This window comes from Bartonella sp. AA9NXGY, assembly GCF_042196845.1.
Lineage (GTDB): Bacteria > Pseudomonadota > Alphaproteobacteria > Rhizobiales > Rhizobiaceae > Bartonella.
In genome coordinates this window covers 146,816-158,145 of record NZ_JBHIRB010000002.1, presented here as the reverse complement: position 1 = coordinate 158,145, position 11,330 = coordinate 146,816, and the positions used below count along the sequence as shown (strand labels likewise).

The 11,330-nt window shown below is 38.6% G+C and carries 10 protein-coding genes and 1 tRNA gene; 5 read left to right on the top strand and 6 right to left on the bottom strand.

Going from position 1 to position 11,330, the window contains the following annotated elements; genetic code table 11:
* Nucleotides 1–79: 79 nt before the first annotated feature.
* From rpsA to aroA, 3 genes are all read right to left on the bottom strand, one after another.
* The gene (rpsA, locus tag ACFIM6_RS01785) at nucleotides 80–1,780 is read right to left on the bottom strand and encodes a 30S ribosomal protein S1 (protein ID WP_026500132.1); all 1,701 of its coding nucleotides are present in this window, start codon (nucleotides 1,778–1,780) and stop codon (nucleotides 80–82) included.
* Nucleotides 1,781–1,911: 131 nt separating this feature from the next.
* The gene (cmk, locus tag ACFIM6_RS01780; protein ID WP_375611402.1) at nucleotides 1,912–2,559 is read right to left on the bottom strand and encodes a (d)CMP kinase; all 648 of its coding nucleotides are present in this window, start codon (nucleotides 2,557–2,559) and stop codon (nucleotides 1,912–1,914) included.
* The gene (gene aroA / locus ACFIM6_RS01775; RefSeq protein WP_375611401.1) at nucleotides 2,556–3,884 is read right to left on the bottom strand and encodes a 3-phosphoshikimate 1-carboxyvinyltransferase; all 1,329 of its coding nucleotides are present in this window, start codon (nucleotides 3,882–3,884) and stop codon (nucleotides 2,556–2,558) included. Before aroA ends, cmk begins: the two co-directional genes overlap by 4 nt.
* Nucleotides 3,885–4,071: 187 nt before the next feature.
* Here aroA and ACFIM6_RS01770 point away from each other — a divergent pair, with 187 nt between their 5' ends.
* Both ACFIM6_RS01770 and ACFIM6_RS01765 read left to right on the top strand, forming a co-directional pair.
* The gene (locus ACFIM6_RS01770) at nucleotides 4,072–4,452 is read left to right on the top strand and encodes a TIGR02300 family protein (RefSeq protein WP_375611400.1); all 381 of its coding nucleotides are present in this window, start codon (nucleotides 4,072–4,074) and stop codon (nucleotides 4,450–4,452) included.
* Nucleotides 4,453–4,569: 117 nt separating this feature from the next.
* Nucleotides 4,570–4,645 (top strand) — tRNA-Ala (locus ACFIM6_RS01765).
* Nucleotides 4,646–6,244: 1,599 nt separating this feature from the next.
* Here ACFIM6_RS01765 and ACFIM6_RS01760 read toward each other — a convergent pair.
* Nucleotides 6,245–6,832 (bottom strand): hypothetical protein, encoded by a 588-nt coding sequence (locus tag ACFIM6_RS01760; protein ID WP_375611399.1) that lies wholly within the window; start codon nucleotides 6,830–6,832, stop codon nucleotides 6,245–6,247.
* Nucleotides 6,833–6,943: 111 nt separating this feature from the next.
* Nucleotides 6,944–8,125: a DNA recombination protein RmuC gene (locus ACFIM6_RS01755; RefSeq protein WP_375611398.1), complete on the bottom strand. Its 1,182-nt coding sequence runs from the start codon at nucleotides 8,123–8,125 to the stop codon at nucleotides 6,944–6,946.
* Between the two features lie 90 nt (nucleotides 8,126–8,215).
* Here ACFIM6_RS01755 and def point away from each other — a divergent pair, with 90 nt between their 5' ends.
* Genes def through truA form a run of 3 tightly spaced genes read left to right on the top strand, consistent with a single transcriptional unit; the run spans nucleotide 8,216 to nucleotide 10,426 of the window.
* Nucleotides 8,216–8,752 (top strand): peptide deformylase, encoded by a 537-nt coding sequence (gene def, locus ACFIM6_RS01750; protein WP_375611397.1) that lies wholly within the window; start codon nucleotides 8,216–8,218, stop codon nucleotides 8,750–8,752.
* Complete coding sequence (fmt, locus tag ACFIM6_RS01745; protein ID WP_375611396.1) at nucleotides 8,752–9,681, top strand: methionyl-tRNA formyltransferase; 930 nt, start codon at nucleotides 8,752–8,754, stop codon at nucleotides 9,679–9,681. Before def ends, fmt begins: the two co-directional genes overlap by 1 nt.
* Nucleotide 9,682: 1 nt before the next feature.
* Nucleotides 9,683–10,426, top strand: a complete 744-nt coding sequence (truA, locus tag ACFIM6_RS01740) for a tRNA pseudouridine(38-40) synthase TruA (RefSeq protein ID WP_375611395.1) — start codon at nucleotides 9,683–9,685, stop codon at nucleotides 10,424–10,426.
* A 32-nt stretch (nucleotides 10,427–10,458) separates the two neighbouring features.
* On the opposite strand, the gene ACFIM6_RS01735 is transcribed toward truA, so the two are convergent.
* A complete protein-coding gene (locus ACFIM6_RS01735; protein WP_375611394.1) occupies nucleotides 10,459–11,322 on the bottom strand; it encodes an LOG family protein in 864 nt (287 codons plus the stop codon).
* Nucleotides 11,323–11,330 lie beyond the last annotated feature (8 nt).

Here is an 11,330-nt window from a genome sequence, read left to right as displayed (position 1 = left end):
CAGACAATTTTTTTATAAAATAAAAAGGTCACTCCTAATGAGTGACCTTAATAATAAAACCAACTTTAATGATTGATGATTAATCTTGTTCTTGTTTTTTCAAAGCTGCACCCAGAATATCACCAAGAGAAGCACCTGAATCTGTAGAACCATATTGTGCAACAGCTTCTTTTTCCTCTGCAATTTCTAAAGCTTTAATCGATACTGAAATTTTACGTGTTTTTTTATCAAATGCTGTGATGCGAGCATCAACCTTTTGCCCAATTGCGAAACGCTCAGGACGTTGCTCATCACGATCACGCGCAAGATCAGCACGCCGAATGGTTGTCTCAAGGTTGTGGTCAATCAATTTCACACCAATGTCATTGTCGTTAACAGCAATCACTTCGCATGTTACAACTGCACCTTTTCGCAATTCGCCAGAAGCAGCTGCTTCTCCAACTTTATCGCTGGAAAGCTGCTTAATTCCAAGAGAAATGCGCTCTTTTTCAATGTCAACATCAAGGACCACAGCCTTAACGATATCGCCTTTATTATAAGTATCAATAACTTGTTCACCAGGACGGTTCCAATCAAGATCAGACAAATGAACCATACCGTCAACATCGCCTTCAAGCCCAATAAACAGACCAAATTCTGTTTTATTTTTAACCTCTCCTTCAATTTGCGAATTGACAGGAAATTTATTGGCAAAAGCTTCCCATGGATTTTCAAATGTTTGTTTTAAGCCAAGAGAAATACGCCGTTTAGAAGGATCAATCTCAAGAACAACCACTTCTACTTCTTGTGATGTAGACAGAATTTTTCCAGGATGAACATTTTTCTTTGTCCAGCTCATTTCAGAAACATGGATCAGCCCTTCGATTCCTGGTTCAATTTCAACAAAACCACCGTAATCAGTAATGTTGGTAACAGCACCCGTAATTTTTTTACCAATCGGATACCGGACACTGATGCTTTCCCAAGGATCACTTTCAAGCTGTTTCATTCCAAGAGAAATACGGTGCGTATCTTGATTAATGCGAATAATCTGCACTTTAATCGTTTGGCCAATTGTGAGCACTTCAGATGGGTGATTAACACGCCGCCATGCCATATCTGTAACGTGCAAGAGACCATCAATCCCACCAAGATCAACAAAGGCACCATAATCTGTAATATTTTTCACCACACCTTCAACGATTTGGTTTTCTTCAAGATTTTGTACGATTTCTGAACGTTGCTCAGCGCGACTTTCTTCTAAAACAGTGCGGCGTGAGACCACAATATTGCCACGACGACGATCCATCTTCAAAATTTCAAAGGACTGTGAATTATGCATGAGAGGTGAAACATCACGAATGGGACGAATATCAACTTGGCTGCGAGGTAAGAAAGCAACGGCACCATCAAGATCAACTGTAAAACCACCTTTTACTTGGCTAAAGATCACTCCATCAACGCGTGCACCAGCATTGAATTTTTCCTCCAAACGGACCCAACTTTCTTCGCGCCGTGCTTTTTCACGCGATAAAACAGCTTCACCCATCGCATTTTCAATGCGTTCAATGTAAACCTCAACTTCATCGCCAACTTGCAAAGAACCATCTTTTGCTTTAGCTCCAAATTCTTTGAGAGGAATACGTCCTTCGACTTTAAGACCAGCATCAATAATGGCCATGTCTTTTTCGATTGCAATAACACGACCTTTAACAACAGATCCTTCATTAAGATCATTAGTTTGAAAAGATTCTGTTAAAAGGGCTTCAAAATCCGCTGTTGTGGGATTGTATTGTGACATAAGAACTCCTAATATATACCTTGTATTATAAGGTATGAGCGCTAGGTTAGTGTTAACATGAGTAACTCCCTAGCCTTTTCCTTGAATAAAGGAAAAAAGTTAGCGCTAGGCTGGAAGTTACCTTAACGAATTTATCCAATTATATGCATTTTTATGATTGGATCAACAAAACTGCATGCAATTTCAAATGTTGCTTCTATACTCAATTCTGACGTATCAAGCAAGTGGGCGTTTTTTGCTGGTTTTAGTGGACTTTGTTTGCGCGTTATATCGCGACTGTCGCGCTGTTCAAGTTGAGCTAGGATTTCATGATAATTTGCTTGAACACCTTTTTTTAAAATCTCTTGGTAGCGGCGTTTGGCGCGTGTTTGAACATTGGCTAGAATATAAAACTTGATATCGGCATCAGGACAAACAATCGTTCCGATATCACGCCCATCAAGCACACAGCCGGGCAAAACTTTAGCAAAGTTGCGTTGTTTTTCGACAAGAATTTTGCGTACAGCAGGGTTAATTGCTATTTTTGAAGCCGCTTCACCAAGTTCATGAGAAGAAAGAAGAGAAGGATTTAAGGTATTAAAATCAAGTTCTTTAGCATAAATAATAGCATTTTTTTCATCATTAAGAGCTAAATTTTGTTGTAAAAGCGTATGAGCAACACTACGATAAGTAAGACCAGTATCGAGATGACGAAGGCGATAATGTGCAGCAATTTTGCGTGCTAAGGTTCCTTTGCCTGAGGCAGCAGGTCCATCAATGGCGATAACAAAAGGCTTCAAGCGATTTTTCCCCCAAGTTGTTTTATAAAAGGAATAAATTCTGGAAAGCTCGTAGCGATCATTCGTTTATCATCAATGGTAACAGGTTTTTCTGACACAAGCCCAAAAATGAGAAAACACATAGCAATTCGATGATCAAGATGTGTAGCAACATACCCACCCCCCAAACCTTTGGCAGAACCTTTTCCATAAACAATAAGAAAATCTTGACCTTCTTCACAGTCTACGCAATTAATTTTTAATCCTTGAGCAACAGCAGACAATCGATCCGATTCTTTTACACGCAATTCTTCAATTCCTAGCATAACTGTTTTGCCTTCTGCAAAGGCAGCTGCTACTGCCAAAGCAGGATATTCATCTATCATCGATGGAGCACGTTCTTTGGGCACCGTAACGCCTCTAAGGACCGATGATTTTATCCGTAGATCAGCAACATCCTCTCCACCTGTTTGACGTCGGTTCAAAAATTCAATTTGAGCACCCATTTCCCACAATGTTTCGATAAGTCCTATTCGAGAGTTATTTATCAAAACATTTTCAATGGTGATATCAGAGTCTTCTATAAGAAGGGCTGCGATAATTGGAAAAGCAGCAGAAGAAGGATCACCCGGAATATGAATCGTTTGTCCAGTAAGATGGGGTTGACCATTAAGATGAATCAAACGCGCACCTTCGTTATCTTTTTCTATTTCAAGTTGCGCACCGAATGCTTTTAACATTTTTTCCGTATGATCTCGTGTCAGAACTGGTTCAATAACAGTTGTAGTGCCGGCGGTATTGAGTCCAGCAAGCAGGATTGCTGATTTAATTTGGGAGGAAGCTATTGGAACACGGTAACGAATCGGATTAGCCATTTTCGGACCATAAAGCGTTAAAGGAAGGTGATCGTCGCGCGTTGCCTCAATTTCAACCCCCATGAGACGCAGTGGATCAAGGATACGTCCCATTGGACGTTTAGAGAGAGAAGCATCACCAATAAAGGTTGTTTTCATATGATATGGACCAACCATTCCCATAACCAAACGAGCACCTGTTCCAGCGTTTCCAAAGTCTAAAGGTTTTTGTGCAGCTAAAAGGCAACCATTCCCTGTTCCTCGTATGATCCAGAAGTCTTCTTTTTTAATAATACAGGCACCCATAGCTTGCATAGCAGCAGCTGTATTGAGTACATCAGCGCTTTCAAGTAATCCATGAATATATGTCTCACCACTTGCTAATCCTCCCAATATAAGAGAGCGATGAGAGATTGATTTATCTCCTGGTATTTGAATTTTTCCAGAGAGACTACTCGATTTATAGGTGGTTATAGGGATTGCTTTTTGCATGGAAATTCTATTTAATTCTATCTAACTTTTATGAAATTGTGCATCCTTTAGCACATGCTTTAAAAGACGTCATGAAAAAATCACTGTGGAACAGTGTATTTATCTTTGACAAAGGTATTATTTTTCGATTAAGCACCATAAAATTTATCTTTTAATGGAATAATAGTTAATCAAAGAGGCACGGTTTATGGCAAAACAAGAACTTGGAACTAAACGTGTTGATCCAGAAACAGGAAAAAAATTTTACGATCTAAATCGCGATCCTATTGTGTCGCCCTATACAGGGATTTCTTATCCGCGTTCTTACTTTGAAGTTGCAGCAGCGGAAGCAAATAATGAAGAAGAAGTTGATACTGAAGAGCTTGATACAGCACTTGAAAAATCTGCTTTTATGCTTCTTGAAGATGATGATGTGGATTCTAAAGATGACGATCTTCCTGATTTAGAAGATAGTGATGTAGATCTTGGTGATGATGATGATACATTTTTGTCTCATGATGGTGACGATGAAGATGATGACGTTACTGATATTCTCGGAGGCGGTGTTTCTAATGATGACGATGCTTAAAAGAAGTAAAAGAGGACATCTTTTCTATTGAATGTAAATTCTTCTTGATATTCAATTTTGATCGTTCTAGAAAAGTTGGAATCGTATACTGTCTTTTTGGGACAATTTGTTTTTATAGGGGCTATAGCTCAGCTGGGAGAGCGCTTGCATGGCATGCAAGAGGTCAGCGGTTCGATCCCGCTTAGCTCCACCAAAAGGACCAACTGTTCTACCAAGGGAATCAATCATAATAAAAGATGTGTGCATCAATTTAAAAGGTTTATGTGCTATTTATTATCATTCCAATAGCGCCTGTTCCTTGCATTTTAATGATATTATAATACATTTTTAATCATTTGTTGGATTATAAAATTTACTGTCGCAACCATGAAAGTAGATAATTTTTTTATGCTTTGCACAGAAATAGAAAATGATCTGTTTAACCTGCGCCTTGTCTTAAAGGACAAAATCTGAATTTCCTTTACCACAATATTTCCACAAATATCATAATATGTTGGTTACTGGTGTCTTTTTAAAAGATATGAAGTACTTAAACAAAGAGTAGAGAATAAAATATTAAAATATACTTCTCAATTATTGCGAATCAGAACTTTTTTCGAGTATTTTTAGCCTGATCAGATGTTCTACCAATTAAAAAATACCCACCTTGAGTAGCGTATACCTGCTCAATACTAAGGTATATTAACGCTTAAATAATATATTGAATCAATTAATTTTTTTCCTTGCACGTCACAAACAAGGTCGAGGTGTGAGAGCAAAGTGGTGCCATCATTATATGTGCTAATTCCCAATGTTACCGATAATTCTTACATTTGAAAATGTATGTTCATAAAAAAATATTTTTAGTCTTTTCTTTCACAGTTTTTATCCACATACCCATTGTGCTTGTTATGTGCAAGCCAATGGTTTTATTGATTCAACCTCAAGAGATCTGAAACGATAAAACCCTACGCCATTCGAGATTCTTACTTTAATATGAATAACGATATATTATCTTTATAAATCAATATCTTAAACCATTTAAGAAAAAGAATAAAAATGCTTCTCATAAATATTCTCAAATGCAAAAGCTATCACAACATTGGAGACTGACTTGTTACTTCATAGGCGTTACAAATCTTTCTCTGAATATTCCCTACCCTGAATATTCATTGTGTATAAAGTTGCATATACCTTATCATCCTATAAACGGGAGTGTTTTTACAATACAATAAGATAACTTCTTTCAATTAAGATGAACTGGATGGACGAATATGTTTTATTTCATACAACACTAAATACACCTAGTTCTTTTGAAGACTGTAGCGCCCTCTTTATACAAAATAACGTTTTTTCGTTTAATGCATTTCTCGTTTTTTTATATTGAATATTTTACCCTTTTTATGATGCCCGAATTGCATTTGTTTTAATTGCTATTTTATACGCTTAACAAAGAAAATATTCATATAATAATCAGCCAGTAATACGCATAATGAAAATAAAAAATGATATTATATTTTAAAATTTTTCTTCAATAACCTCTAGTACTTAGCCCAATGCGAAATGCCAGCGCTAAATAGAAGATAGTTTCTATTATAAATTTTTTTAACAAAGGAGGTAAAAATGTCGAGAGTATCTTCAAATATATTGTGTATTGCAAAAACTTTCTGTTGCTTGAGTTTATTCTAAAAAATAACAATTTATTTCATTGAACGATCGGAAAAACGACACTATTTTATCATATCATGTGGAATTTTGCTTTCGAATAATTTTATCCCATCAATTCCCTGATTGAGATTTTCAAAAATCTTCCCTAATGCCATCCACATCTTTTTAATTGCTGTTCATAGAGCCTCGATATCCTTGCCATGCGCTGTGCTGTCTGTGAAAGCGCAGCACTGACATGCCCACCACTACGTGCATAAGCACCATGCCCCATATGATAATTTAAATAAAGGCTATATGCATCATCAAACCTCACCCCATTGCGTTGAACACTTTGGCGATGATACCAAGCAACAAAATCAGCAGCATCTGCGAAATTCGTACGCCATGCAAAAGACTTTCCTGTAGAGCGAAGATACATTGCCCATGTACTATCAAGCGCTTGAGCATAACCATAAGCTGTCGACCGACGCTTCCATGGAATAAAACCAAGTAGTTTTTTGCGTGGAGGACGTGCATTGTGACGAAAGCTCGATTCCATCTTAATGGTTGCAAGAATAATAGGCATAGGAATTCCATAGCGCATTTCCGCTCTTTGAGACACCTTACCCCAATTGTCAAAAAAACCATTTTTTTGTGCTAAAATAGCACAAGCATTATTTGTGTGGATGGGAGTGGTTGTTGCGCATCCCTCTAGCAAAAACACCAGTGCCCCTAAAAACAAAAGGTGTCGCATATTCCTATTCCTCTCGTTTAAGAAATAAAACAAGATAGAGATACTAAAAAATGATTACCAATCAATAAAGAACATGATCTAACTTGTAATATTTAAGAAGCTTGCTTTGCTTTATTCCTCATCAGCAAAACGCAATGTTTGCGACTGAGCCAATGTTGTCATTTTTGTTGGTTCAGAGTAATTTTCTTTTAATTCGACAGTTTCAATGCGATTTGCCCGTTTCATGATTTTGGAAGACGATATCAAAATTCCCTCTATATCTTCACTTGCTTTATGAAAGTGCTTCTGTAGTGCGCGAACACGCGTATCCATTCGTCCAAAATCTTCCATCAATTTTGCTACTTCTGATTGAATTAAATGCGCTTGTTCACGCATCCGCGCATCTTTCATAATGGTTTGTACCACTTGGACAGAGAGCATCAACAAAGATGGTGAAACAATAATCACATGGGCTCTATTGGATTTTTGTACCAATGCCTCAAAATCCTCATAAATTGTTGCGAAAATCGATTCGGATGGCACAAAAAGGAAAGCAGTGTCATGGGTTTCTCCAGGAATCAAATATTTTTGTGCAATATCACGAATATGAACTTCCATATCGGTACGAAATTGGCGTTCTGCCTCTTGACGCTCTTGCGCTGATTCTGCCTTACGCATAGCATTCCAAGCTTCCAGAGGAAATTTAGCATCAACAACAAGAGAAGGAGCTTTATTGGGCATATGAATGAGACAATCTGGGCGCTTTCCATTGGAAAGAACAGCCTGAAAAGCATAAGCGTTTGTTGGTAAGGCATCGGCAATAATTGCTTCCATCCGCCCTTGACCGAAAGTACCACGCGTCTGCTTATTACTTAAAATGGACTGCAACTGAACAACTTGTCCCGTAAGCGATTGAATATTATTTTGTGCTGCATCAATCACTGCTAAACGCTCTTGCAAACGATTCAAATTTTCATAAGTGGATTTGGTTTGTACCTGAAGTGTTTGGCCTAAGCTTGTTGTCATCCCATTGAGTTGCTCACTGAGTGATTTATTCAATTCAGCCTGCCGTTGACCAAAAATTTCCGCCATCGTTTGCATTCGTCCTTGCATTTCAGCTTGTGTTTTCAGCAAGGTAGCCATCTGCATTTGTGCCTCACGTGCGCGTTCAGCAATTTCATTTTCCAAAAATGCTTTTTTTCGATAAGAATGTATCAACATAAAAAATGCCAAACAGACAAGTATAAATAAAAGCAAAAGCATTAGTTTAGAAAAAAAATCACCAGCGAATATGGAAAAAAACGAATCAAACATAAATTGTAATATAACGCTCTTATTGTAAAAAAACGCAAGAATCCGTTATTCAATATTGACCAATAACAAACCATTGATTAATCTCTACTTATGCCAATGAGATCTTTAGTTACTTTACCTGATCCGATTTTACGGGAAGTGTCCAAACCTGTTGAGCAGGTCGATTCAGCTCTCCAAAAACTTGCGGATGACATGTTGGAAACCATGTATAATTCTAAGGGCGTTGGTCTTGCTGCTATTCAAATTGGTATACCGCTACGTATGTTGGTTATAGATGTCTCTGGAAATTCTGACGATGAGCAGAAAAAACCACTTGTTATTATCAACCCTGAAATTTTATGGCTTTCAGATGAGCGTAATATTTACAAAGAAGGCTGTCTTTCTATTCCTGATTATTTTGCAGAGGTTGAACGTCCTAAACGCCTTCGTGTTCGCTATCAGAACCGTGAAGGAAAACAAACAGAAATTGAAGCAGACGATCTCTTAGCAACTTGCTTACAGCATGAAATTGATCATTTAGATGGGCGCCTTTTTATTGATTACATTTCAAAGATCAAACGCGATATGGTGATACGAAAATTTAAAAAACGTGCAAAAGAAAAAAACATGCAGGAAGCAGTTTTGTAATGGCTTTACGATTAAGTTTTATGGGAACACCAGATTTTGCTGTTCCTATTTTACATGCTTTATTGGATGCAGGTCATGATGTTGTTGCTGTTTATAGTCAACCCCCTCGTCCAGCAGGACGTCGAGGGCTGAAATTAATCCCCTCCGCTGTTCACACCGTAGCAAAAGAAAAATCCATTCCTGTCTTCACGCCTCAAACACTCAAAACAATCGAACAACAGGAGCAATTTGCAGCACTTTCTGTTGATGCTGCTATTGTGGTGGCTTATGGACTCCTTTTACCTAAAGCTATTCTCGAAGCACCGCGTTTTGGTTGTTTTAATGCCCACGCTTCACTCTTACCACGTTGGCGTGGTGCTGCGCCTATTCAACGAGCAATTATGGCTGGTGATAAAGAAACAGGTATCATGATCATGAAAATGGATGAAGGACTTGATACGGGGCCTATCGCTCTTTCTCGCTCCATCCCCATTACTGATAACACCACCACTGCTGAGCTTTCAAACAGACTTTCACATATTGGCGCAGAACTTATGGTAGAGACTTTATCAACTCTTGAAAAAGGACAACTTAAACTGACCCCACAATCAGAGGAAGGCATCACCTATGCAGCCAAAATTAAGAAAGAAGAAACCCGCATTGATTGGACAAAACCTGCAGAGTTTATTCATAGGCATATTCGCGCGCTCTCTCCCTCTCCTAGTTGCTGGTGCAACATGAATATCGGTGGACGAGAAGAACGTGTAAAAATTCTTGATAGTCGCTTAACGACAGGTCCTTCTCTTGAAATTGGACGGATAGAACCAGATTCTTTGATTATCCATTGTGGGCAAGGACGGATAGAAATAACCTCTCTCCAAAGATCTGGCGGTAAAATTCTTGAGTGCGCAACCTTTTTGCGAGGTGCTCATATTTCTGCTGTTTTTTAAGATGCCACGTTTTAAACTCACTCTTGAATATGATGGTTCAAATTATGCTGGTTGGCAGCGTCAAGCAAAACTTCACACGATACAAGGAGCTCTTGAACAAGCAATTTTTTGCTTTAGTGGACAACAATTGACCATAACAACAGCAGGAAGAACCGATGCGGGCGTACATGCTACGGGACAAGTTGCCCATGTTGATTTCATAAAAAACTGGCCCCCCCATACTGTGCGTGACGCGCTCAATGCTCTTTTACGTAAACAGGGAGAAGCGATTTCAATCTTAAATGTAGAAAATGCCCCTGATGACTTTGATGCACGATTTTCCGCAACCAAACGTCATTATCTTTTTAAAATACTTAATCGTCGCTCTCCACCAGCTTTAAATGCCAAACGCGTATGGTGGTTGCCAAAGCCTCTTAATGCTGAAGCCATGCATGAAGCTGCGCAAAAGCTTGTAGGACAACATGATTTTACAACTTTCCGTTCAGCACATTGCCAAGCCAAAAGCCCTATTCGCACCCTTGAACGTCTCGATATTCAAAGAGAAGGTGAAGAAATTTTCCTTTATGCACAAGCTCGTTCTTTTCTTCATCATCAAATCCGTTCATTCGCAGGAAGCCTCATGGAAGTGGGTATTGGACGTTGGACAGCTCAAGATCTCGAAACAGCTCTTCATGCTAAAGATCGTAAACGTTGTGGTGTTGTTGCCCCCCCCTCAGGACTTTATTTAACCAAAGTAGAGTATTAATGATCCTTCAAGAGTGAGCATCTCAAAAGTCGTTAAGGCAATTTATAAAAAGAACGAATTTCTTCAAAAGCTTCTGCTGCTGTATTAACAAATTTCACAAAATTAATATCAGTAGGAGAAATTGTACCTTGTGCAGACAGATACTCAAAATTGACAGTATTGCTCCAAAATTCTTTGCCAAACAATAAAATCGGTACCTGTTTCATACGCCCCGTCTGTACTAAAGTTAATGTCTCAAACAGTTCATCCAGAGTCCCAAATCCTCCTGGAAAAATGGCTAGGGCTTTCGCTCGTACTAAAAAATGCATTTTGCGCATCCCCAAATAATGAAAATTGAAACATAAATGCGGCGACACATACGAATTAGGCTCTTGCTCATGTGGTAAAATAATATTCAAGCCAATCGTTGGGGCACCAACATCACAAGCACCACGATTTCCCGCCTCCATGATTCCTGGTCCGCCCCCCGTAACAACCACAAATTCACGATATTGTGTCGTAGCAGAATAGAGTGAGCACAAACGCGCAAACTCTCTTGCTTCATCGTAATAATGTGACATAGCATGCAAATTTTTCTTTTGTATTTCATTTTTTGCAGCCCACGCTGCTTGCCCAGGTTCAGGAATACGCGCACCACCAAATAAAACAACTGTTGATTGAATATCATATTCTTTAAGGGTTATTTCCGGCTTTAAAAATTCAAGACTAATACGTTGTGAACGCAGCTCTGGACGCATCATAAAATCTTGATCGATATAGGCTAAACGATAAGTAGACGAACGCACCTGTGCTGAATTAGAGACTTTATGGATCTGTTGTAGAGCATCCTTCGTATGGAGAAGTGGCGTCCAGTTTTCTTGCTCCCTTTTTCTTTTTTCTTTACAGCTTTTTTTCATGCACCTGT

What these genes read in the sequence shown, in the direction of transcription:
- rpsA (WP_026500132.1), bottom strand. Translation starts at nt 1,780, where the DNA reads ATGTCACAATACAATCCCACAACAGCGGATTTTGAAGCCCTTTTAACA.
- aroA (WP_375611401.1), bottom strand. Translation starts at nt 3,884, where the DNA reads ATGCAAAAAGCAATCCCTATAACCACCTATAAATCGAGTAGTCTCTCT.
- ACFIM6_RS01770 (WP_375611400.1), top strand. Translation starts at nt 4,072, where the DNA reads ATGGCAAAACAAGAACTTGGAACTAAACGTGTTGATCCAGAAACAGGA.
- ACFIM6_RS01760 (WP_375611399.1), bottom strand. Translation starts at nt 6,832, where the DNA reads ATGCGACACCTTTTGTTTTTAGGGGCACTGGTGTTTTTGCTAGAGGGA.
- ACFIM6_RS01755 (WP_375611398.1), bottom strand. Translation starts at nt 8,125, where the DNA reads ATGTTTGATTCGTTTTTTTCCATATTCGCTGGTGATTTTTTTTCTAAA.
- def (WP_375611397.1), top strand. Translation starts at nt 8,216, where the DNA reads ATGCCAATGAGATCTTTAGTTACTTTACCTGATCCGATTTTACGGGAA.
- fmt (WP_375611396.1), top strand. Translation starts at nt 8,752, where the DNA reads ATGGCTTTACGATTAAGTTTTATGGGAACACCAGATTTTGCTGTTCCT.
- truA (WP_375611395.1), top strand. Translation starts at nt 9,683, where the DNA reads ATGCCACGTTTTAAACTCACTCTTGAATATGATGGTTCAAATTATGCT.
- ACFIM6_RS01735 (WP_375611394.1), bottom strand. Translation starts at nt 11,322, where the DNA reads ATGAAAAAAAGCTGTAAAGAAAAAAGAAAAAGGGAGCAAGAAAACTGG.